The organism is Sphingobium limneticum (genome assembly GCF_008710165.1).
GTDB classification, from domain to species: domain Bacteria; phylum Pseudomonadota; class Alphaproteobacteria; order Sphingomonadales; family Sphingomonadaceae; genus Sphingobium; species Sphingobium limneticum.
Map to the genome: position 1 here is coordinate 81,042 of NZ_VYQA01000011.1, position 25,224 is coordinate 106,265.

25 protein-coding genes are annotated in these 25,224 nt (G+C 65.9%); 20 read left to right on the forward strand and 5 right to left on the reverse strand.

Annotation, left to right across the window (positions count from 1 at the left end; all coding sequences use genetic code 11):
* Positions 1-14: 14 nt before the first annotated feature.
* The 3 genes from F4U95_RS15390 (at position 15) to F4U95_RS15400 (ending at position 5,791) form a co-directional block, all read left to right on the forward strand.
* Positions 15-1,187: an efflux RND transporter periplasmic adaptor subunit gene (locus F4U95_RS15390; RefSeq protein ID WP_150426278.1), complete on the forward strand. Its 1,173-nt coding sequence runs from the start codon at positions 15-17 to the stop codon at positions 1,185-1,187.
* An 83-nt stretch (positions 1,188-1,270) separates the two neighbouring features.
* Positions 1,271-4,441 carry an efflux RND transporter permease subunit gene (locus tag F4U95_RS15395; protein WP_150426279.1) on the forward strand — a complete coding sequence of 1,057 codons (3,171 nt, stop codon included), beginning with the start codon at positions 1,271-1,273 and terminating at the stop codon, positions 4,439-4,441.
* An 84-nt stretch (positions 4,442-4,525) separates the two neighbouring features.
* Positions 4,526-5,791: a DUF445 domain-containing protein gene (locus F4U95_RS15400; RefSeq protein ID WP_150426280.1), complete on the forward strand. Its 1,266-nt coding sequence runs from the start codon at positions 4,526-4,528 to the stop codon at positions 5,789-5,791.
* Positions 5,792-5,908: 117 nt separating this feature from the next.
* On the opposite strand, the gene F4U95_RS15405 is transcribed toward F4U95_RS15400, so the two are convergent.
* On the reverse strand, positions 5,909-6,508 hold the full coding sequence (locus F4U95_RS15405; RefSeq protein ID WP_150426281.1) for an EF-hand domain-containing protein: 600 nt from the start codon (positions 6,506-6,508) through the stop codon (positions 5,909-5,911).
* Positions 6,509-6,816: 308 nt separating this feature from the next.
* Between F4U95_RS15405 and F4U95_RS15410 the strand changes: the two genes are divergently transcribed.
* From F4U95_RS15410 to ribH, 6 genes are all read left to right on the forward strand, one after another.
* Positions 6,817-7,518 (forward strand): energy transducer TonB, encoded by a 702-nt coding sequence (locus F4U95_RS15410; RefSeq protein ID WP_425505075.1) that lies wholly within the window; start codon positions 6,817-6,819, stop codon positions 7,516-7,518.
* Between the two features lie 81 nt (positions 7,519-7,599).
* A complete protein-coding gene (locus tag F4U95_RS15415; protein WP_120251227.1) occupies positions 7,600-8,121 on the forward strand; it encodes a hypothetical protein in 522 nt (173 codons plus the stop codon).
* 30 nt (positions 8,122-8,151) lie between these two features.
* On the forward strand, positions 8,152-9,138 hold the full coding sequence (gene ribD, locus F4U95_RS15420; protein ID WP_281347237.1) for a bifunctional diaminohydroxyphosphoribosylaminopyrimidine deaminase/5-amino-6-(5-phosphoribosylamino)uracil reductase RibD: 987 nt from the start codon (positions 8,152-8,154) through the stop codon (positions 9,136-9,138).
* Between the two features lie 105 nt (positions 9,139-9,243).
* Positions 9,244-9,852 carry a riboflavin synthase gene (locus tag F4U95_RS15425; RefSeq protein ID WP_150426282.1) on the forward strand — a complete coding sequence of 203 codons (609 nt, stop codon included), beginning with the start codon at positions 9,244-9,246 and terminating at the stop codon, positions 9,850-9,852.
* Positions 9,853-9,949: 97 nt separating this feature from the next.
* On the forward strand, positions 9,950-11,233 hold the full coding sequence (ribB, locus tag F4U95_RS15430) for a 3,4-dihydroxy-2-butanone-4-phosphate synthase (RefSeq protein ID WP_120251230.1): 1,284 nt from the start codon (positions 9,950-9,952) through the stop codon (positions 11,231-11,233).
* A gap of 12 nt (positions 11,234-11,245) precedes the next feature.
* Positions 11,246-11,668: a 6,7-dimethyl-8-ribityllumazine synthase gene (ribH, locus tag F4U95_RS15435; protein ID WP_120251231.1), complete on the forward strand. Its 423-nt coding sequence runs from the start codon at positions 11,246-11,248 to the stop codon at positions 11,666-11,668.
* 144 nt (positions 11,669-11,812) lie between these two features.
* On the opposite strand, the gene F4U95_RS15440 is transcribed toward ribH, so the two are convergent.
* On the reverse strand, positions 11,813-12,907 hold the full coding sequence (locus F4U95_RS15440) for an alkene reductase (protein WP_150426283.1): 1,095 nt from the start codon (positions 12,905-12,907) through the stop codon (positions 11,813-11,815).
* Between the two features lie 73 nt (positions 12,908-12,980).
* On the opposite strand from F4U95_RS15440, the gene F4U95_RS15445 reads away from it, so the two are divergent.
* From F4U95_RS15445 to F4U95_RS25390, 6 genes are all read left to right on the forward strand, one after another.
* Positions 12,981-13,862 (forward strand): DMT family transporter, encoded by an 882-nt coding sequence (locus tag F4U95_RS15445; protein ID WP_150426284.1) that lies wholly within the window; start codon positions 12,981-12,983, stop codon positions 13,860-13,862.
* 10 nt (positions 13,863-13,872) lie between these two features.
* Positions 13,873-14,538, forward strand: a complete 666-nt coding sequence (locus tag F4U95_RS15450) for a COQ9 family protein (RefSeq protein WP_150426285.1) — start codon at positions 13,873-13,875, stop codon at positions 14,536-14,538.
* A gap of 103 nt (positions 14,539-14,641) precedes the next feature.
* Positions 14,642-14,914, forward strand: a complete 273-nt coding sequence (locus F4U95_RS15455) for a FeoA family protein (protein WP_150426286.1) — start codon at positions 14,642-14,644, stop codon at positions 14,912-14,914.
* On the forward strand, positions 14,911-16,764 hold the full coding sequence (gene feoB / locus F4U95_RS15460; RefSeq protein ID WP_150426287.1) for a ferrous iron transporter B: 1,854 nt from the start codon (positions 14,911-14,913) through the stop codon (positions 16,762-16,764). The genes F4U95_RS15455 and feoB overlap by 4 nt, the downstream gene beginning before the upstream one ends.
* A gap of 97 nt (positions 16,765-16,861) precedes the next feature.
* Positions 16,862-17,476, forward strand: coding sequence for a single-stranded DNA-binding protein (gene ssb / locus F4U95_RS15465; protein WP_150426288.1), 615 nt, complete (start codon positions 16,862-16,864; stop codon positions 17,474-17,476).
* Between the two features lie 133 nt (positions 17,477-17,609).
* Complete coding sequence (locus tag F4U95_RS25390) at positions 17,610-17,741, forward strand: hypothetical protein (protein ID WP_281347238.1); 132 nt, start codon at positions 17,610-17,612, stop codon at positions 17,739-17,741.
* A gap of 15 nt (positions 17,742-17,756) precedes the next feature.
* On the opposite strand, the gene F4U95_RS15470 is transcribed toward F4U95_RS25390, so the two are convergent.
* The 3 genes from F4U95_RS15470 to F4U95_RS15480 form a co-directional block, all read right to left on the reverse strand.
* The gene (locus F4U95_RS15470) at positions 17,757-18,635 is read right to left on the reverse strand and encodes a UTP--glucose-1-phosphate uridylyltransferase (RefSeq protein ID WP_150426343.1); all 879 of its coding nucleotides are present in this window, start codon (positions 18,633-18,635) and stop codon (positions 17,757-17,759) included.
* 172 nt (positions 18,636-18,807) lie between these two features.
* Positions 18,808-19,275: a hypothetical protein gene (locus F4U95_RS15475; protein ID WP_172598790.1), complete on the reverse strand. Its 468-nt coding sequence runs from the start codon at positions 19,273-19,275 to the stop codon at positions 18,808-18,810.
* A gap of 173 nt (positions 19,276-19,448) precedes the next feature.
* Positions 19,449-19,622: a DUF1674 domain-containing protein gene (locus F4U95_RS15480; RefSeq protein WP_150426289.1), complete on the reverse strand. Its 174-nt coding sequence runs from the start codon at positions 19,620-19,622 to the stop codon at positions 19,449-19,451.
* 90 nt (positions 19,623-19,712) lie between these two features.
* On the opposite strand from F4U95_RS15480, the gene htpX reads away from it, so the two are divergent.
* The 5 genes from htpX (at position 19,713) to F4U95_RS15505 (ending at position 25,194) form a co-directional block, all read left to right on the forward strand.
* Positions 19,713-20,666, forward strand: coding sequence for a zinc metalloprotease HtpX (gene htpX, locus F4U95_RS15485; RefSeq protein ID WP_211363995.1), 954 nt, complete (start codon positions 19,713-19,715; stop codon positions 20,664-20,666).
* A gap of 125 nt (positions 20,667-20,791) precedes the next feature.
* Positions 20,792-22,102, forward strand: coding sequence for an RsmB/NOP family class I SAM-dependent RNA methyltransferase (locus F4U95_RS15490; RefSeq protein WP_150426290.1), 1,311 nt, complete (start codon positions 20,792-20,794; stop codon positions 22,100-22,102).
* 50 nt (positions 22,103-22,152) lie between these two features.
* Entirely contained in the window at positions 22,153-22,644 is a 492-nt protein-coding gene (locus tag F4U95_RS15495) for a diguanylate cyclase (RefSeq protein WP_150426291.1), read from the forward strand.
* A 124-nt stretch (positions 22,645-22,768) separates the two neighbouring features.
* Positions 22,769-23,431 carry a ribulose-phosphate 3-epimerase gene (gene rpe / locus F4U95_RS15500; protein ID WP_120251243.1) on the forward strand — a complete coding sequence of 221 codons (663 nt, stop codon included), beginning with the start codon at positions 22,769-22,771 and terminating at the stop codon, positions 23,429-23,431.
* Positions 23,428-25,194 (forward strand): heparinase II/III family protein, encoded by a 1,767-nt coding sequence (locus F4U95_RS15505; RefSeq protein WP_150426292.1) that lies wholly within the window; start codon positions 23,428-23,430, stop codon positions 25,192-25,194. The genes rpe and F4U95_RS15505 overlap by 4 nt, the downstream gene beginning before the upstream one ends.
* The last annotated feature ends 30 nt before the right edge of the window (positions 25,195-25,224 follow it).

Sequence of the window (25,224 nt, forward strand, 5' to 3'; positions counted from 1 at the left end):
AGACGAGAAGCGGGATGAATTACGAAACCCAGTTGGTGGGCGATTCCATGACGGTCATCGACGATGACGATGCGCGCCGGCGACGCAAGCGCCTGCTGCTGATCGGCGGCGGCGTGGCGGTGGTGCTGGTGGCCGCAGCCGCCTTCATATCCATGCGCGGGGATAAGGCGGGCGATACCGCCGCCCCCACCGCGCAGGTGCCCGTCGTCACTGTCGTCAGCCCCGGCCAGTCCACCGTCGCCCGCACCGTCAGCGCGACCGGATCGCTCGCCGCACGGATCGACATGCCGGTCGGCGTGGTCGGCGAAGGCGGCATGGTGACGCGCGTGCTGGTGCAGCCGGGCGACTGGGTGCGCGCGGGCCAGGTACTGGCCACCGTCGAACGCTCCGTCCAGGCCGAACAGGTCCGCTCGCTCGCCGCGCAGGTGGAAGTGCAGCGCGCCAACGCGAAGCTCGCACAGGCTCAGCTCGATCGCGCCAAGGCGCTGGTCGGGCGCGGCTTCATCAGCGCGGCCGACATCGACCAGCGCACCGCGACCCGCGATCAGGCCGAAGCGCAGGTGCGCGTGGCGGCGGCGCAGCTGGCCGAACAGCAGGCCCGCACCGGTCGACTGGACATTCGCGCGCCGGCGTCCGGCCTGGTGCTGACCCGCACGGTCGAACCCGGCCAGATCGTTCAGGCCGGCGGCGGCACGCTGTTCCGCATGGCCAAGGATGGCGAGATGGAAATGCAGGCGCAGGTGGCCGAAGGCGATCTGGCGACGCTACGCGCCGGCAACAGCGCCACGGTCACGCCGATCGGCAGCACGCAAAAATTCGCCGGCCGCCTATGGCAGGTATCGCCCGTGGTCGATCCGCAGACGCGGCAGGGCATCGCCCGTATCGCCATCCCCTATAATGCGGCGATTCGCCCCGGTGGCTTTGCGTCTGCGATGCTGACCAGCGGTTCGGGTACCGCGCCGCTGCTGCCGGAATCGGCGGTGCAGAGCGACCCCAAGGGCAGCTATGTCTATGTCGTCAATGCCAAGGGCCAGGTGGAACGGCGCGACGTGACCGTGGGCCAGGTGTCCGACAATGGCGTCGCGGTGACCAGCGGCATTACCGGCACCGAACAGATCGTCACCTCCGCCGGCGCGTTCCTGACGCCGGGGCAGAAGGTGAAGCCGGAACTGGCCAAGGGTCGCTGAAAGATCGGTGCGGGCGGATCGTCAGCATCGGGGGCATCGGGAGGAAACGGGCGCCTGACCGCGCCCGGTGAAGGAAGCGCGTCATGAATTTTCGCAATATGTCCGCATGGGCGATCCGCAATCCGGTGACGCCGCTGGTGCTGTTCATCGCCCTGGTGCTGGCCGGTGTCGTCAGCTTCATGCGGATGGACGTCAACAATAATCCCGACGTCAGCTTCCCGATGGTCAGCGTGATCGTGTCGCAACCGGGCGCGGCCCCGACCGAGCTGGAAACCCAGGTTACCCAGCGAGTCGAAGCGGCCGTGCGCGGCATCAGCGGCGTGGACGAAATCACATCCTTCGCGTCCGAAGGCCAGTCGCTGTCCAACGTCCAGTTCCAGATCGGCACGCCGGTCGATCGCGCGGTGGCGGACGTGAAGAACGCCGTGGACCAGATCCGCAGCGACCTGCCCGACGGCATTTTGGAACCGCAGGTACAGCGCATCGACGTGGACGGCGGCCCGATCGCCTATTTCAGCGCCGAAGCGACCGACATGACGCTGGAGGAACTGTCCTGGTATGTGGACAACACCATCGCCAAGCGGCTGCTGTCGATCAGCGGCATGGCCGCGGTCAAGCGCGGCGGCGGTGTCAGCCGCGAGATTCGCGTCATCCTGGATCCCGCCAAGTTGCAGGCCTATGGCGTCACCGCCGCGCAGGTGAATGCGCAATTGCAGCAGGTCAATCTGAACGCGGCGGGTGGCCGTACCGAAATCGCCGGCGCGGAACAATCGATCCGCGTGCTGGGCAACGCCGCCAATGCGCGCTCGCTGGGCGACACGCAGATCGCCATTTCCGGCGCCCGCACGGTCAAGCTGGCCGACCTGGCCACCGTGCGCGACATGTATGCCGAACAGCGCAGCCTGTCGCTGATGAACGGCCGTCAGGTCACCAGCTTCAGCCTGGAAAAGGCCAAGGGATCGTCCGACGTCACCGTCTATGACGAGGCGATGAAGGTTCTGGATCAGCTGAAGAAGGAAAATCCCAAGGTCCAGTTCAAGCAGCTTTATACCAGCGTCGAATATACCAAGGACCAGTATCACAGCGCCATGTCGGCGATGATCGAGGGCGCCGTGCTGGCGGTCGTCATCGTCTTCCTGTTCCTGCGCGACTGGCGCGCGACCATGATTTCGGCGCTGGCCATCCCGCTGTCGGCGATTCCCGCTTTCTGGTTCATGGACATGATGGGCTTTACCCTGAACAGCATTTCGCTGCTGGCGTTAAGTCTGGTCGCGGGCGTGCTGGTCGACGACGCGATCGTGGAGATCGAGAATATCGTGCGCCACATGCGCATGGGCAAAAGCGCCTATCAGGCGTCCATCGACGCGGCGGACGAAATCGGTCTGGCGGTGCTGGCGACCACCATGGCGATCGTCGCGGTGTTCCTGCCGGTCGCGATGATGCCGGGGCTGGCCGGGCAGTTCTTCATCCAGTTCGGCATGACGGTCGTGGTGTCGGTGCTGATGAGCCTGGCCGTCGCGCGCCTGATCACGCCGATGATCGCCGCCTATTTCCTCAAAGCCCATGGTGAGGAAAGCCATGGCGAAGGCTGGCTGATGGACCGCTATATGGGCGTGCTGCGCTGGTCGCTGAATGACGAGAAGGCGAAGGAGCGGCGCGCACGCGGCGGATTCCGTAACAAGGCAGCCGGCTTCTTCACCGACCATCGCGTCTGGACGCTGGGCTTCGGCTTCCTGGCCTTTGCCGCCACCATCGTCGCCTTTGCGACGCTGCCCATGACCTTCCAGCCGACGACCAACACCGATTTCAGTCAGGTGAAGATCGAAACCGTGCCGGGCAGCACGCTGGAGCAGACCACCGCCATCACCCGCAAGGTCGCCGACATGCTGAGCGCCGACAAGGATATTGTGGAGGCCGCCTTCGCCGATATCGAGCCTACCGGTGCCGACATCTTCCTGACGCTGAAGAAGGACCGGCCGATCAGCTCGGTCGATTGGGAGCGCAAGGTCGCGCCCCAGTTCCAGACCGTCGCCGACGCCCGCGTCAATTTCCAGTCGCAGTCGGGCGGCGGTTTCGGCCGCGACATCATCATGATGTTCGGGTCGGACGATCCGGCGCTGCTGGAAAAGACCGCCAACCAGCTGGTCCATGAAATGGCCGGCATCCATGAACTGCGCGCGCCGCGCGTGCAGGGCGATTTGCAGCGCCCCGAAATCATCATCAAGCCGCGCCTGGACCTGGCCGCCAGCATGGGCGTGACGACGATGGCATTGAGCCAGTCGATCCGCATCGCGACGATCGGCGACATCGATCAGAACAGCGCCAAATTCTCCCTGTCCGACCGCCAGATCCCGATCCGCGTCGCCCTGGCGGAGGACAGCCGCAAGGATATCGCCACGATCCAGAATTTGCCGGTGCCGACCGTGTCGGGCGGATCGGTGCCGCTGCGGGTCGTTGCCGACATCAGCTTTGGCGCCGGGCCGACGCAGATCCGCCGCTACAACCAGATCCGCCGCGTCGTCGTTGGCGCAGATCTGGCGCCGGGCATCGTCACCAGCCAGGCCATGGCCAAGATCAATGCCCTGCCGCTGATGAAGGACATCGTTGCCGGCAAGATTCAGGGCGTTCAGAAGCTGAACGCGGGCGACGCCAAGTGGCAGGCGGAGATGATCCAGAATTTCATCATCGCCGTCTTCTCCGGCATCCTGCTGGTGCTGGCGGTGCTCACCCTGCTCTACAAGCGTCTGATGCCGCCCTTCGTCAATCTGGGGTCGCTGCTGCTGGCGCCGCTGGGTGCTGCTTTGGCGCTGCATGTCGCGGGACAGCCGGTGTCGATGCCGGTGTTCATCGGCCTGTTGATGCTGCTGGGCATCGTGGCGAAAAACTCCATCCTCGTCATCGACTTCGCATTGGAGGAGATGGAGAAGGGCGTGCCCAAGAAGGTCGCGATCATCGACGCCGGGCACAAGCGCGCCCAGCCGATCGTCATGACCACCGTCGCGATGGTCGCGGGCATGATACCGACTGCCTTGTCGCTTTCGGGCGACGGCGCTTCGCGTCAGCCGATGGGCATTACCGTGATCGGCGGCCTGATCCTATCGACGGTGCTGACGTTGGTGATCGTGCCGGCCATTTTCAGCCTGGCGATCGGCCTGGAAAGCTGGATCGGCCCGCGGCTGGGCCGGGGCCTGCTGACCTACAAGCCGGGCGATGATGGGCAACCCGTGCGGAGCGCCGTGCATCCCGCCGAATGACAGCGATCGTTCAGGCCAAGTAGGGCCACCCGCCCAAAAGAAAGCCTTGCCTGAACGAAACGGCAGCGTAACCGTTAAGGGGTCATGACGCTGCTTCGCCTGCCCCGGCCCAAAGACCTGTTGACGCCCCACCCCGCCCAGCGGATGCGGCTGGTGGCGACGGGCATGCTGGTGGCGATGGCCGCGCTGTTCATCGCCGCGCGCGCCACCGTCCATCTCCATCCTGCCATCGCTTTCGTCCAGGCCTTTGCCGAGGCGGCGATGGTGGGCGGTCTGGCCGACTGGTTCGCGGTCACGGCGTTGTTCCGCCATCCACTGGGCCTGCCCATCCCCCACACCGCCATCATCCCGCGCAACAAGGACCGGATCGGCGACACGCTGGCGCTGTTCCTGCGCGACAATTTCCTGATCCCCGCCGTGGTCGCGCGGCGGATGCGCCATATCGACGTCGCGGCGGCGGCCGGGCGCTTCCTGGCCAGTCCTTCCGAAGGCGACGGACGGCTGCGCGAGGGCGCGTCGCGCCTGATCGCCGATGTGCTGGAAGCGCTGGACCAGGAGCGGCTGGGCGGCATGGTGAAGGGCGCGATCGGCCAGCGTCTGCGCGCCATCAACATCGGCCCGCTGGTGGGACAGGCGATCGAGGCGGCGATGCGCGACGGCCGCCATGCGCCGGTGATGGACGGCATCATCACATGGGCCGACCGCACGCTGGAGGCGAACGACCATCTGATCCGCCAGATAGTGCAGGAACGCGCGGGCAAGGTGCTGCGCTGGACCGGGCTGGACGAAAATCTGGCCAATGCGATCCTCTCCGGCCTGCGCAAGATGCTGGCGGACATGGCCGCCGATCCGGGCCACAGCCTGCGCCTGAAGGCGGAGGAAGGCATGGCCAAGCTGGCCTTCGACCTTCAGTTCGATCTGGAGATGCAGGCGAAGGTCGCCAAGATCCGCGACGAAATCGTCGACAATCCGGCGATGCAGCGCTGGATCGAGGGGATGTGGGAACAGGCGCGTGGCGGGCTGCTGCGGGCGGTGCGCGATCCGGGCAAGGCGATGGCCGGGCGACTGGGCGAGGCCCTGCGCGCGCTGGGCGGAACGTTGCAGGAGGAGGCGCGGCTACGGCTGGTCATCAACCGTTTCGTGCGCCGTGCGGCGGTGGGGGCGACGGCCAGCTATGGCGATGCGATCGTCCGCCTTGTCAGCGACACGGTGCGTGGATGGGATGCGGGCACGGTCACGTCACGGCTGGAAAATGCGGTCGGCCGCGACCTGCAATATATCCGCATCAACGGCACGTTGGTCGGTGGGCTGGTCGGCCTGGCGATCCATGCCATCGACAGGATCTTCTGAAACGAACCGCACCAGCGCCTTTCCCAAAAAATGCCGGGGCGTATCGGGCCAAACGACACGCCCCGGCGGAACCGGCCGCGCAGAGGAGAGAAGGCAGCCGATTCCTGACTTTATGGCTTAATCTTCCGGTTCTTCCGGAGGTCCGTGTCGGGGCGGAGGCGGCAGTTCGTCCGCGGTCAGTACGCCGTCGCCATTGCGATCCCGATCGGCAAACAGAGCGAGCGCGGGCGCGATGAATTCGGCGCGATCGATCTGGCCGTCATCATTGCTATCCTCGGGATAAGGCATGGCGCGGCCGGGCGGCGGCGATCCTGCATCGGCGCGCCTTCCTTCGGGCGGACGACCGCCCGGCGGCGGACCGCCAGCGCCACCGCCCGGACCGCCGCCCGGACCATTTCCAGGCCCACCGCCGGGTCCACCGCGCCCCTTACCGGGGCCGCGTTGCGCCGAGTCCGTCTGCCCTCGCACCTGCGGTTCATGGCCCAACATGCGCTGCATCGCCTGTACCGGCACCAGCCCGTCGCTATCCTGATCCATCAGGCCGAAGCGGCGCTCCATATAGGCGGCCATCTCGTCACGGGTGATGCGCCCGTCCCCATCGGCATCGGCAGCCCAGGGGCCACCTTCGGGCGCAGCCGGCGGCTGGGCCAGCAAAGGTGTCGACGCCAGAAGTGCGACAGCGAGTTGGACAGCAGAAAGACATGGGCGAAAATGCATGAAGGCTCCTGAAAGCGGGATCGCCCTTCCCTTCGCAGCTGCGCTTTGCCGCCATATGTCCCGATGCGGCGCCTATGTTGCAGACCTTCAAAAATGATGTTGCAACATATCATATAATGATGTTGTATCATTTCATCGACGGGCGAGTTTCGATCGTGAGAATCGGAGACCGGCGAGAGGATGCGACACATGGAGCATCGTGCGGAAAAGTGGGAACCGGTTTTCCGCTTAAAACGATGCGAAAACGAAAAGTTAGAGCAGGCGATCCGCGTCAAATTTAACGCAGCCTGCCCAAGAGGAGCCAGACGATGCGACTCATGACCATGGGAATGACGGGGCAGGCAAGCGGACAATCGCGTTATGGCGCGGGGCGCAAGTCCCCGCTGGGGCTGGGCGGCACCGTGGCGGTGCATGCGCTGGTGATCGGCGCCTTTCTGCTGCTCCCCAAGGAAGTCATCGACACATTCAGGCCTTCGCCGCCCATTACCGGCGTCAATATTCCGATCGAGCCGCCACCGCCGCTCGACCCGGTGGACGATGTGAAGCCCGATCCCAAGCTGCCGACCCAGCCGCAACCGCAACCCGAACGGCCGACCGCGCTCGATCCGCTGGTGAACATGCCCACCGGCGATACGAGCCTGATCGGCAGCAACGGGCATGGCGACATCGGGCCAATCACCCCGCCCTATATTCCGCCACCCCCGCCCCTGAGCGAGCCGGTGCTGACCGAGGCATCGATCGATCCCCGCGCGAAGGCCGCTTTCCAACCCGACTATCCCGGCACGATGATTCGCCAGGGCGTAGAGGGCGCGGTGACGGTGCGCGTCACCATCAGTCCGGAAGGGCGCGTCACCGCCATCGAAAAGGTCAGCGCCACCGACGAAAGCTTCTGGCTGGCGACCCAGCGCCATGCCCTGCGCACATGGCGCTTCCGTCCCGCCACCCGCGACGGCGTAGCTATCACATCGACCAAGACCCTGACGGTGCGGTTCACGCTGACGGATCGATAGATATCGCTCCCTCCTTCGCCTTCGGTGTCGCCCCCTGCCCCCTCCGGACGATCGGGAGGGGGCAGGAAAATGGAGGTAAGCATGGACCATTTTGCATTGGCGCCCGCCCTGTCCTATAAGGGTGGCATGGCGATCTTTCCCCGTCCCGTTTCCCCCAAAAGTGCGCTTGGCGACTTCTGGGGCTATTTCAAGCAGCAGCGGCAGCATAAATGGCCGCTGCTGGGCGTTTCCATTGCGCTGACCTATGTCATTGTGTGGACGTTCGTGATCGACGCGAACACCAACACGATGCCCACGCGCAACAAGATCATCTATGTCCAGAGCTGGGACGCGAACCGGTCCGACGCAGCGATCATCCTGCAGCAGAAGATCGACTTTGCGAAGCGCGAGGCCGCGCTGGTCAAGCAGCAGACCAAGATGCAGGGTTATGCGGACGCGTTCGGCATCGAATGGCGTGAGGAAGAAGCCCGCAACACCGCCAAGCGCAAGGAAGCGGTGAAGGCGATCGACGCGATGCTGGACGACCGGCTGGCCAAGGCGGAAGCCACGGGCAAGGCCGGACCGCAGGCCAGCGCAAAGCCGGCGCCTGCCGCCCAACCCTGAGCGTCCAACCCTAAGCTCCCGGCCCTGATCATGTCGCCTTCGCCTGCTGACGACCGACGCTATATGGCCGCCGCCATCGCCCTGTCCGGGCGCGGGCGGGGCCTGTCCACCCCCAATCCCAATGTCGGCTGCCTGATCGTTCGGGACGGCCATGTCGTCGGGCGCGGCTGGACCCAGAAGGGCGGCCGCCCCCATGCCGAGGCGCAGGCGCTGGATCAGGCGATGGACCGGGCGGCGGGGGCCACCGCCTATGTCACGCTGGAACCCTGTTTCCATCTATCCCCGCGCGGGCCGCGCTGTGCCGACCTGATGGCGCGGGCCGGGGTTGCGCGCGTGGTGATCGCACTGCGCGATCCCGATCCGCGCACCGACGGACAGGGTGCAAGCTGGCTGCGCGAGCGCGGCGTCACCGTCGAGATGGGCCTGATGGCGGATGAAGCCGCCCGCGCCATGGGCGGTTTCGTGCTGCGCCAGACACTGGGCCGGCCGCATGTTACGCTGAAGCTTGGCCTGTCGCTCGATGGCCGCATTGCGCTGCCCGACGGATCGAGCCGCTGGATCACCGGGCCGGACGCCCGCGCCCATGCCCATATGGAGCGGGCGCGGCATGACGCGATTTTGGTGGGCGGCGGCACGCTGCGCGCCGATACGCCCAGCCTGGACGTGCGGCTGGCGGGGCTGGAGGCGCGGTCGCCGCGCCGCATGGTGCTGACTCGGGTAGACGCGCCCGCCGGCTGGGAACGGATCGCCGCACCGCAGGATATCGCCACGCTTGATCGGGTAGACCATCTGCTGGTGGAGGGCGGCGCAGCGGCGGCAGCGGCCTTCCTGCGCGCCGATCTGGTCGATCGGCTGCTGCTCTATCGCGCGCCGATCGTCATCGGCGAAGGACTGGCCGGGATCGGCGATATCGGCCTGACCGACCTTGCCCAAGCGCATGGCCGCTGGCGGATGACCGACACGCGCGCGTTGGGCGTCGATCGGCTGGAGGTTTACGAAGCGGTGCGCAGCGCCTAGGGATTTGTCATGTTCCCCGGCGAAGGCCGGGGTCCAGCTCCACGATCGGGACTGGACCCCGGCCTTCGCCGGGGAACATTCTATATAGTGAATGGATCGAAGCGCATGTTCACCGGCATCATCACCGACATCGGCACCATCCGCAGCCATGAGCAGCGCGGCGACCTGCGCCTCGTCATCGGCTGTGCCTATGCGATGGACGGCGTGGCCATAGGCGCGTCGATCGCCTGTTCGGGCGCCTGCCTGACGGTGGTGGAAAAGGGTCCGGACTGGTTTGCGGTCGATCTGTCGGCCGAAACCGTGACGCGCACCGCGCCGGGCCTGTGGGCGGAAGGCGGCCGGCTCAATCTGGAGCGTGCGCTGAAAGTCGGCGACGAGCTGGGCGGCCATATAGTCACCGGCCATGTCGACGGCATCGGTCATCTGGTGTCGGCCACGGCCGAGGGCGATTCGACCCGGCTGACCATCAGCGCGCCCGCCGAACTGGCCGCCGCGCTGGCGGCCAAGGGGTCGATCACGGTCGACGGCATTTCGCTGACGGTGAACAGCGTGGAGGATCAGGCCGACGGCAGCGTGCATTTCGGCCTGAACATCATCCCCCACACTGCCGCCGCGACCACGCTGGACCGGCTGGTGGAAGGCCGCACCTTCAACCTGGAAATCGACGTGTTGGCCCGCTATCTGGACCGGATGCAAAGCCTGCGCACCCGATAATCGCGCCAAGCTGAACAGCTTATTGTGATTCCTCACTTGAAATAATCACATTGTGATGTGATATGACCGCCATCCCATAGGGGAAGGAGTTTCTGTCATGTCGTCCGCGCTTCTCGATTCCGTCCGCAGCCTCGTCACCGATGGCGGCATGTCCCGGTCCGGCCTGGCGCGCGCCGCCGGCCTGCACGCCAACAGCCTTCGCAAGCTGGGCGAGAGCGACTGGAATCCGACCGCCGATACGCTCGGCAAGCTGGAAGCCTATCTGCTCAAGCGCGAAGGTGGCACCGCGCTCGCCAGCCCGGAAGAAATCATCAACGAGGCCCGCAACGGCCGCATGTTCATCCTGGTCGATGACGAGGATCGCGAGAATGAAGGCGATCTGGTCATCCCCGCACAGATGGCGACGCCCGATGCCATCAACTTCATGGCCACCCATGGCCGCGGCCTGATCTGCCTGGCGCTGACCAAGGATCGCGTCGATCAGCTGGGCCTGGACCTGATGAGCCGCAACAACGGCACCCGCCACGAAACCGCCTTCACCGTGTCGATCGAAGCGCGCGAAGGCGTGACCACCGGCATCAGCGCCGCCGATCGCGCCCGTACCGTATCGGTCGCCATCGACGGGGCGAAGGGCAAGGCGGACATCGTGACGCCGGGCCATGTCTTCCCCCTGATCGCCCGCGACGGCGGCGTGCTGGTGCGCACGGGGCATACCGAAGCGGCGGTCGACGTCGCGCGCCTCGCCGGCCTCAACCCGTCCGGCGTCATCTGCGAAGTGATGAAGGACGATGGCACCATGGCGCGCCTCGACGACCTCATCATCTTCGCGCAGAAGCATAAGCTGAAGATCGGCACGATCCGCGACCTGATCGCCTATCGCCGCCGCCACGACCATATGGTCGAGCGCCGGTCGGAAACCACGTTCCAGAGCAAGTGGGGCGGCGACTGGAAAGCGATCAGCTTCTACAACAAGGCGACGCAGAGCGAGCAGCTGGTCCTGCAAAAGGGTCATGTCGCGTCGGACCAGCCGACGCTGGTGCGCATGCATCAGCTCTCGCTGCTGGACGACGTCTATGGCGCGGAGGGCGGTCGTGCCGGGCTGCTGGCCAAGTCGATGGAGATTATCGGCCAGGAAGGATCGGGCATCATCGTGATCCTGACCGGCAATGAGGAGGGCGATTTCGTCACCCGTTGCGTGCAGGCACATGCCGGCACCGCCCCGGCCGGCATGGACGAACTGCGCAACTATGGCGTGGGCGCGCAGCTGCTCGCCGAACTGGGCGTGCATGACATGGTCCTGCTCAGCAACAGCCAGCACAGCCTGATCGCGCTTGACGGCTATGACCTGTCCGTGGTTGGGCAGCGTCCGATCGAGCTGTAAGGAACCAACATCATGGCGAAATTCCTGATCGTCGAAGCGCGCTTCTACGACCATCTCAACGACCTGCTGATCGAAGGCGCCAAGGCGGCGCTGGACGAAGCCGGCCATAAATATGAGGTCGTGACGGTGCCGGGCGCACTGGAAATCCCCGGCGCGATCGCGCTGGCAGCGGAAAGCGGCCGTTTCGACGGCTTCGTCGCGATCGGCGTGGTGATCCGCGGCGAAACCTATCATTTCGAAGTCGTGTCGAACGAAAGCGCGCGCGGCCTGATGGCGCTCAGCATGGACGCCATCGCCATCGGCAACGGCATCCTGACCGTCGAAAATGAAGAGCAGGCGCTAGTCCGCGCCCGCCCCGATCAGAAGGACAAGGGCGGCGAAGCGGCCAAGGCGGCGATCGCCATGCTGGCCCTGCGGGACCGTTTCGGCGCCTGATCGACGTGACTTGTGGATAAAAAAGGGGCGGTTCCGGATGGAGCCGCCCCTTTTTTGTCGGGCATGGTGAGCGGACATTCACAAATCTCGTCACCCCGGGTCAAGCCCGGGGCGACGTCAAAATTACGCCCGTTCCGGACAGCTTTACGCCGCCGCCTTTTCCTGTTCCAGCGTCGGATAGTCGGTATAGCCCTCGACGCCCGGCCCGTACCAGGTCGTCATCACCTGCGGCGGGTTGAGCGGCGCGCCGTCCTGTAAACGCTCCACCAGGTCGGGATTGGCCATCAACGGGCGGCCGAAGCTGATCGCATCGGCCAGGCCGCTGGCCAGATCCGCCTGCGCCCGCTCCGCGTCATAATCGCTGTTGAGCACCAGCGGCCCCTTGAAATGCTGGCGGATGAGCGGCGACTGGCGCGGCACGTCCGTCGCGCCGAAGCTGCCGTCCGGACCGGGCTCGCGCAGTTCGAGGAAGGCGATGCCGATCGCGTCCAGCACGTCGGCGGCCGCCGCGAACAGGGTCGCGGGATCGCTGTCGTCCACACCCTGCGTCTCGCCATTGGGCGACAGGCGCACCGACACGCGATCGGCGCCGATCGCATCGGCCACCGCCTGCGTCACTTCGCGCAGCAATCGGACGCGATTTTCCACGCTGCCGCCATAGATGTCATCACGGAAATTGCTGTTATCGCGCAGAAATTCGTCGATCAGATAGCCGTTAGCGGCATGGAGCTGCACCCCGTCGAAGCCTGCGGCGATCGCATTTTGCGCAGCGCGGACATAGGTTTCGATGATGCCGGGAATTTCCTCCAGCGCCAGCGGGCGGGCGGTTTCATAGGGTTGCTTGCCTTCATAGGTATGCGCGTCGCCCGGCGCGGCGGTGGCGCTGGCCGATACCGGCTGCTCGCCCGTCACGGCGCTGTGGACGGCGCGGCCCATGTGCCAGAGCTGGACGACGATCTTGCCGCCCTTGTCATGCACGGCCTGCGTCACCGGCTGCCATGCGGCCACCTGCTCGTCGGACCAGATGCCCGGTGCATAGGGCCAGCCAAGCCCCTGTTGCGAGATGCCCGTCGCCTCGCTTATGATGAGGCCGGCCGACGCGCGCTGCGCATAGTAATCCGCCATGATGGGCGTGGGCACATGGGCGCGGGTCGCCCGGCCGCGGGTGAGCGGGGCCATCAATATGCGGTTGGCGGCGCCGACGGCGCCCAGCTGGATCGGATCGAACAGGGTCGTCATCAATAAGGCTCCCTTATAACAAAGTTGCAATTTGCAACGGGACTTGGTGCACAAAGCCAGCTAGGGAGCGGCCATGGCCAGTTCAACCCCCGCCGCGCACATAAACATGCCGCGCCTTGCCTTTCCGGCGCTGCTGCTGGCGAATTTGATTCTGCCGCTGGGGCCGGTGCTGGTGCGCCTGTCGGATGTGGGGCCGGTGGCGGCGGCCTTCTGGCGGCTGGCGATCGCCCTGCCCTTTTTGCTGCTGCTGGCGCGGCCGGGCCTGACCCGCATGCCGCCGACACGCGGCGAATGGGGCGCACTGGCGCTGGCAGGCGCGCTCTTCGCGGCGGATCTGGCCGCCTGGCATCTTGGCATCGTCTATACAAAGGTCGCCAATGCCACCGTCTTCGGCAATCTGAGCGGGCTGTTCCTGCCGGCCTGGGCGCTGCTGGTGCTGCGCCAGAAGCCGAAGCGGATGCAGGCGGCGGCGCTCAGCCTGGCGGCGATCGGCGCGCTCATCATGATGGGTGGCAGTTACGACCTGTCGATCGGCAATCTGAAGGGCGATCTGCTCTGCCTGCTCGCCGGCATCCTCTATACCGCCTATCTGCTGGTGGTGCAGCGGGCGCGCGGCCGGCTGGAAAGCTGGTCGATCCTCGCCGTGTCCAGCGCGGTCAGCGCGCCCTTGCTGCTGGCCTTTGCACTGATGCTGGGGGAACGGGTGATGCCGGGCCACTGGACGCCGCTCGTCATCCTGGCCTTGTCGAGCCAGATCGTCGGCCAGGGGTTGCTCACCTATGCGATCGGCTGGTTTTCGCCGTTGATCGTGGGCGTCAGCCTGTTGCTGCAACCGGCGGTGGCGGCATTGCTGGGCTGGCTGCTGTTCGACGAATGGCTCAGCCCCGTCGATCTGATCGGCATGGGCGCCGTGGCGGCCGCGCTGGTGCTTGTGCGCCTGCCGTCACGGGCCTAGATAAGGGTGTATGAGCGAAGCACAGGACGATCTCACTCTCGACGAAATCCGCGTCTTGCTGGCGCCGGCACTGGCGCGCCATGCCGCCTTCGACGGCTGGCGCCGCCAAGCGGTGACGATGGCGGCGCAGGAAAAGGGGATCGATCCGGATATCGCCGCGCTCGCCTTTGCCGATAGTCCTGTCGACATGATCGACGCCTGGTTCGCCAGCATCGACGCCGGCATGATCGCGGCCCTGCCGACGGACGAGTTGGCGGCGCTGTCGATCCGCAAGAAGATCATCGCGCTGATCGAAGCGCGGCTGACGCTGCTGGCGCCCGACAGGGAAGCGCTGCGCCGCGCGATCGCGATTCTGGCGCTGCCGACCAACGCGGTGCGCGCGGGGAAGCTGGGCTGGCGCGCGGCCGACGTCATGTGGCGCGCGGCGGGCGACACGGCCGTCGATTTCAACCATTATAGCAAGCGCACGACGCTGACCGCCGTCTATGCCGCCACCTTGCTGGTGTTCGTGGACGATGAGAGCGAAGGTCATGCCGACAGCCGTGCCTTCCTGAGCCGGCGCATCGAGAATGTGATGCAGTTCGAAAAGGCCAAGGCCAAGCTGAAGGGCGTGGGCGGCGGCGAGCACCTCAGCCTCTCCCGCTTCATCGGGCGGCTGCGCTATCCCGCAATCTGAGCGGCACAATTCGATCGGGCAATTGGCTGGAAACGCGTTTTTTCTGGCGTTAACCAATCGGTATTGATAGTCACTCGCAAAAATAGACTGTGAGTCCATAGCTTTGCGCCTGACCGAACTGCCGTTGCGGCAACCCGCTTATGTCGATCTGATCGACTGGTCCGCCCTTACCCCGTCCGAAGGCCAGCGCTTGCGTGAATATGGCTTGTGCGAGGGGGCGAGCGTGGAGGCGCTGCACCATGGCGGTTTCCTGGGCAAGGGGCCGATCGCGTGCAAGGTCGGCCGTATGACCATCGCCATGCGCCGCACCCACGCCGCCGCCGTTACGGTGCGCACCGGCCCCGACGGCGTCGGGTCGCAGGACGCACCGGCATGAGCGCGCTGCCGCTGGTCGCGCTGGTCGGCAATCCCAATGCCGGCAAGAGCGCGCTGTTCAACGCGCTGACCGGCGCCCGTCAGAAGCTGGGCAACTATCCGGGCGTCACGGTGGAGCGCAAGGCGGGCCGGCTGGCCCTGACCGACGGTCGCCCGGTCGAACTGGTCGATTTGCCCGGCACCTATAGCCTGGATCCCACCAGCCCCGACGAACAGGTGACGCGCGACGTCATCCTGGGCAAGCAGGATGGCGAGAAGCGGCCCGACGCGCTGGTTATCGTGGTCGATGCGTCGAACCTGGACAATCATCTGCGCTTCGCGCTGGAACTGATCGCGCTGGGCCTGCCGACCGTGGTGGCGCTCAACATGGTCGACCTGGCCACCCGCGACGGGCTGGAACTGGACGCCAACATCCTGTCGCGCGAACTGGGCGTGCCGGTCATATCGACCGTCGCCGTGCGCAAGCGTGGCCTCGACCATCTGCGCCAGGAACTGGACGGCCTGATGAACGGCGCGCCCCGGCCCTATGCTGGCCACGGCGCCCGCGATTTCGATACGGTGCGCGCCGAAGCGCGGCGAATCGCCCGCGCGGCGATCGTACGGGAAACGCCTTCGCGACGGCTGACGGCGGCGGTGGACCGAGTGCTGCTGCACCCCGTCGCCGGCTTCGTCCTCCTGCTCGCCTTGCTGTTCGTGATGTTCCAGGCGGTGTTCAGCTGGGCCAGCGCGCCCGCGGACATGCTGGAAGGATGGGTGACGGCGCTGGGCGAGGCGGTGACGAACACGCTGCCGCCGGGCATCGTCCACGATTTCCTTTTGCAGGGCGTGGTCGGCGGCGTGGGCGCGGTGATCGTCTTCCTGCCGCAGATCCTGATCCTCTTCTTCTTCATCCTGATTCTGGAAGCGACCGGCTATATGGCCCGCGCCGCCTTCATCATGGATGCGCTGATGGCGCGGGTCGGCCTGTCGGGCCGGGCCTTCATCCCGCTCCTCTCCTCCTTCGCCTGCGCCGTGCCGGGCATCATGGCGACGCGCACCATTTCCGATCCCAAGGACCGGTTGACCACGATCCTGATCGCGCCGTTGATGACCTGTTCGGCGCGGCTGCCGGTCTATGGCCTGATCATCAGCGCGTTCATCCCGGCCCGCACGGTCGGCTGGGGCATCGGCCTGCAAGGGCTGGTGATGTTCCTGCTCTATGTCTTCGGCATCGTCGGCGCACTGGTCGCCGCCTGGGCACTGCGCCTGACCGTGACGAAGGGGCAGAGCAGCGGATTCCTGATGGAAATGCCCAAATATCAGTGGCCCCGGCTACAGGATCTGCTGATCGGCCTGTGGCAGCGCGCGGTGATCTTCCTGAAGCGCGCGGGCACCATCATCCTGTTCACCAACATCGTGCTGTGGGTGTTGATGAGCTTCCCCAAGGCGCCCGACGGCGTGCGCCAGAGCGAATATTCGATCGCCGGCCGGATCGCCGGCGGCATCCATCTGCTGGTCGAACCGATCGGCTTCAACCGCGACATTTCGCTGGCCCTGCTGCCATCCATGGCCGCGCGCGAAGTCGCCGTGTCCGCCATCGCCACCGTCTATGCGATCGACGCCGAAGACGATGTGGAGGCGCTGGACAAGGGGCTGGGCGAACGGTTGCAGGGGCGCTGGTCGCTGGCGACCGCGCTCGCCTTCCTCGCCTGGTTCGTCTTTGCGCCGCAATGTATTTCCACCATCGCGGTGACGCGGCGCGAGACGGCGGGCTGGAAATGGACCGGCTTCATGGTCGGTTATCTGTTCGTGCTGGCTTATGTTGCGGCAGGCATCACCTACTGGACGGCGATCGCGCTGGGGCTGGGCTAGGGATCGGCTGGTCCGCAAAGCCTATCGCAACGCACCGAGCCGGCTGGATTTGCCGGCGCGCGCCGCTATAAGGGCCAGCTAATCTTTCGGAGGAATCATGGCAGGCTCGGTCAACAAGGTCATTCTGGTCGGCAATCTGGGCGCCGACCCGGAGGTCAAGAGCTTCCAGAATGGCGGCAAGATATGCAATTTGCGTATCGCCACGTCCGAAAGCTGGAAGGACCGCATGACCGGGGAGCGCAAGGAGCGCACCGAATGGCACAGCGTCGTCATCAATGGCGAAGGGCTGGTCGGGGTCGCGGAACGCTTTCTGCGTAAAGGCTCGAAAATCTATGTCGAAGGCCAGTTGCGCACCCGCAAATGGCAGGACCAGTCCGGCAACGACCGTTATACGACGGAAGTGTCGCTGTCGGGGCCGGGCGCGGTGCTGACCATGCTGGACGGCGCGCCGGGCGGCGGTGGCGGCCAGGGCGGCGGCTACGGCGGCGGCGGTGGTCGGTCGCAGCAGGGCGTGAGCGACTGGCAGGGCGGATCGGCCGGCTTTGGCGGCGGCGACTATGACGATTTCGGTGGCGGCTCGGGCGGCGGTGGCAACCAGGGCGGTGGCTTTGGCGGCGGTCGCGCCCAGAGTGGCGCCAGCAGCGGCGGCGGCTCCAGCCGCGCCGGCAGCCCCAATTTCGACAATGACCTGGACGACGAAGTGCCGTTCTGAGCCTGTCGTACAGCGATCAAAGAAAAGGCGGCTCCCATTGGGAAGCCGCCTTTTCTTTATGATCGTTCCAGCCGGTCAGTCTGAACGGAAGGATGCGTGAGACAAAAAAGCGGCGCGCGCCCATATTGGCACCATGAGCAAAATCGAAACAGCCATCGCCGTGCCGGTCCGGCAGATCGTCCACCCCGCGCAGCTGGCGATCGGCAGCCTCATCGCCCTGTCGGGCCTTGCGCTGCTGATCGTCCGGCTGATCCCCGCCCTCTGACCCGATATTGGGCGATCAGCGGGCCAGTTCTTCGGTCGCGAAGGCGCGGATATGCTCGCCCAGATCCGGCCGTTCCAGCGCCAACGCCAAGTTCGCTTCGATATAGCCGGCCTTGGACCCGCAATCGAAACGGCGGCCCTCGAAGGTAACGCCGTGGAACGGCTGACTGCCGATCATGGCCGCCATGGCATCGGTCAGTTGAATCTCTCCACCCGCGCCCTTTTCCTGGGTTTCCAGGATCTTCATCACCTCCGGCTGGAGAATATAACGGCCCGGAACGATCAGGTTGGACGGCGCGGTCCCCTGTGCCGGCTTCTCGATCAGCCCGTTCACCTGCGTCAATGCGCCGTCGCGCGTCCCCGGATCGATCACGCCATAATTGGGCGTATCGTCCATCGGAATTTCCAGCGCGCAGACCAAATTGCCGCCGACTTTCTCATAGGCATCGACCATCTGCTTGAGGCAGCCATTGCCGCGCGCGCCCTTCATGAACTCGTCGGGCAGCAGGATGGCGAAGGGTTCGTCGCCGATAATGTCGCGCGCGCACCAGATGGCATGGCCCAGGCCCAGCGGCTCCTGCTGGCGGATGAAGACCGCGTTGCCGGGCTCTAGCCGCGTACCGTCCAGCGCCGACAGATCCTTGCCGCGTTCGCGCTGGGTCGCCTCCGCCTCATAGGCGATGTCGAAATAATCCTCGATCGCGCCCTTGCCGCGACCGGTGACGAAGATCATCTGCTCGATGCCCGCCTCGCGCGCTTCATCGACCGCATATTGGATCAACGGGCGATCGACCACCGGCAGCAATTCCTTGGGCACCGCCTTGGTCGCGGGCAGGAAACGCGTGCCAAGGCCAGCGACGGGAAAAACGGCTTTGCGAATTGGCTTGGTCAAAATGGGTTCCCCTTTGCGCGGACGCGACCCGGCTTTGGATTGCCGTCCAGACACGAAAGGTCAAGCGCCACGCAAATATTAAACTATGATGAAATCCCGCAGAACGCATGATGACATTCGTCCGAAAGATGATGTGGAGCATGTGGTGCGGAAACACCACCCACCCCCGCCATTTTCAGACCGCGAGCAGACGGTTCGCGACGCTTTCCAGCGCCGCAATTTCACCGTCCAGATGCTCAAACGCGACATGCTGGATATTGTTGCGTCCGTCGCGGCAGGTGAAGCCGCCCTCCTCGGGATGATGAAAACCCTGGATGATCAGCGCACGGAACCGGTCGATCCGCTGTATGTCGCGCTCGATCGCCGAAATCTCGGTCAATGCACTGGCGTTGCGGCGGTCGCGCATCGCCACCATCGTGCGCAATTCGGTCATCAGCTTGGCCATGCTGGGCCGGGTACGGGCGCCCACGACGCGAACGTCCCCCATGCCCTCTCGCAACAGCCCGATCTTGGCTTCCAAACTCTGTTCCAGCATCGTCCAGGCGCAGACGAGCCGCCCGACCGCGCAGAGCAGCGCCGCATCTTCCGGCGCATAGCCCGAAACCGACTTCACATTCACATCCGAAACCAAATGTACGCCCACGCCCCAAAATCTCCTCTTGGCTTCAAGCCTTCAGCCCTTGCGGGATAAAAGGCCAGAGCAGGGGCGCTTGGCTCCCCGCAGGCGCGGCACGGGCCATCGGCAGCCGTGCATAATCGACGGCGAGCGGAGCATGGCGAACGGAATCAGACGAATGGAGTCAAGGATTTAGCGGATCAGAAGTCGATGGCGATGCCCTTGCGCTCCCAGTCGCCATAGCGGACCGGGCTGAGCGCCTCCTCATGGCGCGAGGGCGCGTCGAGCGCGTCGGCCTGCGGCACGGGCGGGTTTTTGGACAGGTGGGCGGGCGGCTTCACATGCGCCGGGCGCTTGCCGTTGAAGGTTCCCATAAGTGCGGCCTTTCAATTGCGAACGGGGCCGATCCACCCCATATTCATGGCTGAGGCCCGCTATCTGGGCCGCAAAGGAGCGGAGTGCAAGTGAGCGGAATGAAGACGACCATGCTGCTGGCGGCGCTGACGGCGTTGTTCATGGCGCTGGGCTATACGCTGGGCGGCAGCGGCGGGGCGATCATCGCGCTGCTGGCGGCGGCGGGCATGAACCTCTTCACATTCTGGAACGCCGACAAGATCGTGTTGCGCATGCACGACGCGCGGGAAGTCGATGCGCAAAGCGCGCCCGATTTCTACAATCTGGTGCGCGATCTGGCGCAGCGGGCCGGGCTGCCGATGCCGCGCGTCTATATCATCGATCAGGACGCACCCAACGCCTTTGCCACCGGTCGCAATCCCGACAATGCCGCCGTTGCCGCAACCAGCGGCCTGTTGTCGATGCTGAGCCGGGACGAGGTGGCGGGCGTGATGGCGCATGAACTGGGCCATGTGAAGAATCGCGATACGCTGATCATGACGATGGTGGCGACCATAGCCGGCGCCATTTCGATGCTGGCCAATTTCGGCCTCTTCTTTCGCGGCAACGATCGGGATGGGCATGGCAATATGATCGCCAGCCTGCTGGCGGTGATCGTCGCGCCCTTTGCCGCGATGATCGTGCAGATGGCGATCAGCCGCACCCGCGAATATGGCGCCGACCGCGCCGGAGCGGAGATTAGCGGCAACCCGCAAGCACTTGCCTCCGCCCTCGCCAAGATATCGGGACAGGCCGAGCGCATCCCCAATCCGGTGGCGGAGCGCAATCCGGCGGCGGCACAGCTCTATATCGTGCCAACCCATGTGAGCGAGTTGTTCTCCACCCACCCTGCGACAGAGAAGCGCATCGCCGCCTTGCAGGATATTGCGGCGGACATGGGCGCGCCGGCGCTTCGCTCCGCGGCAATGCCGGCAGCGCCGCGCGCTTCGGCGCTGTCTCCCCATGCCGCGCCGTCCAAGGACCAGCCACGGCGCCGCAGCGCGCTCGACCCGAACGGGCGCTGATTTTCCATACATCCGTTCGTTTCGAGCGAAGTCGAGAAACGGGGCCACGCAGGCGCGCCACGCTTCTCGACATGCTCGAAGCGAACGGAGGTTGATTTTGGGGCCAATTGGCTTAACCGCCTTTCATGCCCCGCCCCCAAGATCGCAGCCGCCCTAAGCCCCCTCGCGCCGACGACGTCCCAGGCTTTCCCGCCCGCCGTGCAGCGCTCAAGCTGCTGGACGCGGTGTTGCGGCGGGGCGATCCGCTGGAACTGGCGCTGCATGGCGCGGCGCAGGGATTGCCGCCGGCCGACCGGGCGCTGGTCCATGCCATCGCCGCCGAAGTGCTGCGCCATCTGCCCGATCTCGACGCGATGATCGACGGCGCCACCAAGCAGATATTGCCCGACGATGCCAAGGCGCGGATGGTCCTGCGCATCGCGCTCGCGCAGACATTGGCGCTCGACACCCCGCCCCATGCCGCGATCGCCACCGCCCTGCCGCTGGTCGATGGCGGCCCGCGCAAGCTGGTCCATGGCGTGTTCGGCACGGTGACGCGCGGCGAACCCAGCCTGCCCGTGCCCCCAACCTTGCCGGCGCAGGTGGCGGAACGCTGGACCGGCCAGTGGGGCGATGCGATGCCGCAGGCCGCCGCCCATGCCTATGGCGTGCGACCGCCAGTCGATGTCAGCCTGCGCGACGCCGGTGAGACAGCGACTTGGACAGCGCAATTGGGCGGCACATCCCTCGCGCCCGGCCATGTCCGCCTGCCCGAAGGCACGAATATCCCCGACCTCCCCGGCTTTGCCGAGGGCGCCTGGTGGGTGCAGGATATCGCGGCCTCCTGCGCCGCGCGGCTGCTGGGAGCGGGCGAGGATCGCACCGTGCTGGACCTGTGCGCCGCGCCGGGCGGCAAGACGATGCAGTTGGCGGCGGCCGGATGGCGCGTGACCGCCATCGACCAGTCGAAGAAGCGGCTGGAGCGGCTGAGCGAAAATCTGACGCGCACGGGCCTGTCCGCCGAAGTAACGGCGGCCGACCTGCGCCAGTGGCAGCCGCAAGAGCCGGTCGACGCGATCCTGCTCGACGCGCCCTGTACTGCGACCGGCATCTATCGCCGCCATCCCGACGTGCTGCACCGCATCGGCCCGCGCCAGATTGCGGAACTAGCCGAATTGCAGGGTGAATTGCTGGCCCGCACCGCCGGCTGGCTGAAGCCGGGCGGGCACATCATCTACGCCACCTGCTCGCTGGAGCGGGCCGAGGGCGAAGAGCAGGTCGAACGCTTCCTGGCCGCTCATCCCGGCTTCGCGCTGCGGCCGATCGACCCGGTCGAACTGCCCGAGGGTATGGCACCGACCGAGCAAGGCTGGCTGCGCACCCTGCCCGACACATTGGCGGCGCAGGGCGGGACGGACGGATTTTTCATCGCGCGGCTTGCCAGACAGGCAAACTAAGCCTTAACCAAGTTTAGCCTATGGAAAGGCTCTTGTTTTTAAGGTCCGCCATGCGTCCGATCGAGCCTTTACCCCTTCATCATAGCTGGCCGCTCTACGACCTGCGCGCGCATCTTGCCCCCGTGCTGCTCGATTCCAGCATCGCCCGTAACGATGCGGCGCTGGCCGAACGGGGCCTGGGCCTGTGGCATTGCGACCTCAGCGATAACAGCATCAGCTGGACGGCGGGGGTCTATGATATCTTCGGGCTGGAACGGGACAGCAGCGTCTCCCGCCCGCTCTCCGCCTCCCTCTACGCCCCGGATTCGCGCGAGGCGATGGAGCGGCTGCGCGCCTATGCCATCCGCCACAAGCGCGGCTTCACGCTGGACGTCGATATTCATCAGGCCGACGGCATGGGGGAATGTGCGATGCGCCTGATCGCCGCGCCGGTGCTGAACGAGGTTGACGACGTCATCGGCCTGCATGGCGTCAAGCAGTTGCTGCCCAAAGGCGCGGTCGCTTCGCAGAGGCTCGATCCCACGATTTTCGTCATGCTTTGAAAGGGGTTGGAGTCGATTTTAAAAATGCGCGGGAGAGGGCTGGTGCGGCTTCCAAACAACAATCGCGACTCGCCTGAAAATGTCCGTTGCCCTGCGCCCCGGCGGTGATTAAGGCGAACGGTTAATGACCCGTCCTATTCTCATTTCGCCCTCCATCCTGTCCGCCGACTTCGCCCGCCTGGGTGAGGAGGTCCGCGCCATCGACGCCGCTGGCTGCGACTGGGTGCATATCGACGTCATGGACGGGCATTTCGTGCCCAACATCACCATCGGCCCGGCCGTGGTGAAGGCGCTGCGCCCGCACACGCAAAAGACGTTCGACGTCCATCTGATGATCTCTCCGGTGGACCTGTATCTGGACGCCTTTGCCCAGGCTGGCGCCGACATCATCACCGTCCATCCCGAAGCCGGGCCGCACATCCACCGCTCCGTCCAGCATATCAAGTCGCTGGGCGTGAAGGCGGGCGTGGTGCTGAACCCCGGTACCCCGGCCAAGATGCTCGACTATCTGATGGATGATGTCGACCTGATCCTGGTGATGAGCGTCAACCCCGGTTTCGGCGGCCAGAGCTTCATCGAGAACCAGCTGCGCAAGATCGAGGCGATCCGCAAGATGATCGACAAGACCGGTCGCGACATTCACTTGCAGGTCGATGGCGGCATCGATTTCACGACCGCGCCCAAGGCGATCGCGGCCGGCGCCGACGTACTGGTCGCCGGCACCGCCACCTTCCGCGGCGGGCCAGACGCTTATGCCGACAATATCCGGAAGCTGCGGGGCGGGTGAGCGAACCCCGGCGCATCTCCCCCCGCTCCGCGCTCGATACCGCCCCGCAGGCGGCCGACGACAGCATAGAGCAGGGCAAGCGGCTCATCCGCGTCGCGGATGACAAGGGGCTGTCGCTGGCCCAGAAGATCGCCAATCAATTTTATCTGCTCAGCTGGAAGACGCCGATCCACGGCCGCAAGCTGAAGGGCAAATATCCGCTCAAGCTGCTGGCCGTGCCGGACGACGCCATTCCCGGCGACGGGCGCGCAGGCGCGGCGATGCGGGCGGGCTATTTCCTGTTCCGGGGACAGAAGCTGCCGGTCGAGAAGCTGGACTTCGCCCGGCTGACGGTCGGCCCCGCCTTCGCCGATTATCTGCACAGCTTCCGCTGGCTGCGCGACCTGTCCAGCGCCGCCTCGCGCGAACAGGGCGCGCCGATCGCCGAAACGGTGATGCGCAAATGGTTGGCGACCCATCATGAAACGCCCAGCGAGCCGGCCTGGCGCGCGGACAATGCCGGCTGGCGCCTGCTGTTCTGGACCGCCCATGCGCCGCTGATCCTCTCGTCCAGCGACCTAGTCTATCGCTCGCTCGTCCTGAACTGCATCGCGCGCACCGCCCGCCACCTCGACCGGAGCGCCGACAAGGCGCCGATGGGACTTCCCCGGCTCGTCGCCTGGAGCGGCATCGTCGCAGCGTCGCTGCTGATCCCCGGCGGCAACGCGCGCAAGCTGTTCGGCGAAGCCGGCCTCAAGCGCGCGATCGACAGCGGTTTTCACGCCGATGGCGGCATCGTGTCGCGATCCCCGCTGGCGCAGCTGGAAGCGGTGATGCTGCTGTCCATGGTGCAGGCCGTCTATGATGTGCGGCGCGAACCGGCGCCCGCCTGTCTTGGCGAAGGGCTGGCGCGCGCGGTGCCGGCCCTGCTGGGGCTGACCCATGGCGATGGCGGGCTTGGCAGCTGGCAGGGCGCTGGCGCGATCGCGCCGGATGCCGTCTCTGCCGTGGTCGGCGCCAGCCGGGTGCGCGCCCGGCCGCTGCGACAGGCACGCGACTGGGGCTATCAACGGATCGCCGCCGGCGCGACCGTGGTGCAGATCGATGCCGCCCCGCCGCCGGTCGCGCGGCTGGCCGAGGCTGGCTGCGCATCGACCGGCGCGATCGAGATCAGTGACGGCCCCCTGCGCCTGATCGTCAATTGCGGCGGCGCGGCATTGGAAGGCGCGTGGATTCCCCGCGATCTGGCGCAGGGCCTACGCACCACGGCGGCGCACAGCACGCTGGTTCTGAACGACAGCAATTCCACCGCCTTGCTGCCCGACGGCACGCTGGGCAAGGGCGTGACCGAGGTGGAGCTGAACCGGCAGGAACTGGACAATGGCAGTCGGCTGGACCTGTCCCATGACGGCTATGTCCGGCGCATGGGCTATGTGCATCGCCGCCTGCTGCTGATGAGCGGCGACGGCAAGGAAATTCGCGGCGAGGATATGCTGACCCCGGCAGAGCGCCGCCGCAAGCCATCGAAACAGCCGGTGCAGTTGCGCTTCCATCTGGCGCCGGGCGTGGAACCCACCCTGACCGCCGACAATATGGGCGCGCTGCTGCGCATCGACCTCGGCCCGCTCTGGCAGTTTCGCGCGGGCGCCGGCGCACTGAGCGTCGAGGACAGCCTGTGGGTCGATGGCGACGGACGCCCTCATCCGACCCGTCAGTTGGTCGTCACCGCCGAAGCGCTGCCGGGCGGATCGAGCATCGGCTGGATCTTCAAGCGGATGAACTGAACGGGCATAGCCATTGGCGGTTGGTATGAA

Excerpts from the sequence above, each read along its gene's own strand:
- F4U95_RS15480 (WP_150426289.1), bottom strand. The coding sequence starts at position 19,622 with ATGGGAACCTTCAACGGCAAGCGCCCGGCGCATGTGAAGCCGCCCGCC.
- feoB (WP_150426287.1), top strand. The coding sequence starts at position 14,911 with ATGAGCGCGCTGCCGCTGGTCGCGCTGGTCGGCAATCCCAATGCCGGC.
- F4U95_RS15490 (WP_150426290.1), top strand. The coding sequence starts at position 20,792 with ATGCCCCGCCCCCAAGATCGCAGCCGCCCTAAGCCCCCTCGCGCCGAC.
- F4U95_RS15415 (WP_120251227.1), top strand. The coding sequence starts at position 7,600 with ATGGACCATTTTGCATTGGCGCCCGCCCTGTCCTATAAGGGTGGCATG.
- rpe (WP_120251243.1), top strand. The coding sequence starts at position 22,769 with ATGACCCGTCCTATTCTCATTTCGCCCTCCATCCTGTCCGCCGACTTC.
- F4U95_RS25390 (WP_281347238.1), top strand. The coding sequence starts at position 17,610 with ATGAGCAAAATCGAAACAGCCATCGCCGTGCCGGTCCGGCAGATCGTC.
- F4U95_RS15410 (WP_425505075.1), top strand. The coding sequence starts at position 6,817 with ATGCGACTCATGACCATGGGAATGACGGGGCAGGCAAGCGGACAATCG.
- F4U95_RS15400 (WP_150426280.1), top strand. The coding sequence starts at position 4,526 with ATGACGCTGCTTCGCCTGCCCCGGCCCAAAGACCTGTTGACGCCCCAC.
- F4U95_RS15425 (WP_150426282.1), top strand. The coding sequence starts at position 9,244 with ATGTTCACCGGCATCATCACCGACATCGGCACCATCCGCAGCCATGAG.
- ribH (WP_120251231.1), top strand. The coding sequence starts at position 11,246 with ATGGCGAAATTCCTGATCGTCGAAGCGCGCTTCTACGACCATCTCAAC.
- F4U95_RS15405 (WP_150426281.1), bottom strand. The coding sequence starts at position 6,508 with ATGCATTTTCGCCCATGTCTTTCTGCTGTCCAACTCGCTGTCGCACTT.
- F4U95_RS15440 (WP_150426283.1), bottom strand. The coding sequence starts at position 12,907 with ATGACGACCCTGTTCGATCCGATCCAGCTGGGCGCCGTCGGCGCCGCC.
- F4U95_RS15445 (WP_150426284.1), top strand. The coding sequence starts at position 12,981 with ATGGCCAGTTCAACCCCCGCCGCGCACATAAACATGCCGCGCCTTGCC.
- F4U95_RS15390 (WP_150426278.1), top strand. The coding sequence starts at position 15 with ATGAATTACGAAACCCAGTTGGTGGGCGATTCCATGACGGTCATCGAC.
- ssb (WP_150426288.1), top strand. The coding sequence starts at position 16,862 with ATGGCAGGCTCGGTCAACAAGGTCATTCTGGTCGGCAATCTGGGCGCC.
- F4U95_RS15495 (WP_150426291.1), top strand. The coding sequence starts at position 22,153 with ATGCGTCCGATCGAGCCTTTACCCCTTCATCATAGCTGGCCGCTCTAC.
- ribD (WP_281347237.1), top strand. The coding sequence starts at position 8,152 with ATGTCGCCTTCGCCTGCTGACGACCGACGCTATATGGCCGCCGCCATC.
- F4U95_RS15395 (WP_150426279.1), top strand. The coding sequence starts at position 1,271 with ATGAATTTTCGCAATATGTCCGCATGGGCGATCCGCAATCCGGTGACG.
- F4U95_RS15450 (WP_150426285.1), top strand. The coding sequence starts at position 13,873 with ATGAGCGAAGCACAGGACGATCTCACTCTCGACGAAATCCGCGTCTTG.
- ribB (WP_120251230.1), top strand. The coding sequence starts at position 9,950 with ATGTCGTCCGCGCTTCTCGATTCCGTCCGCAGCCTCGTCACCGATGGC.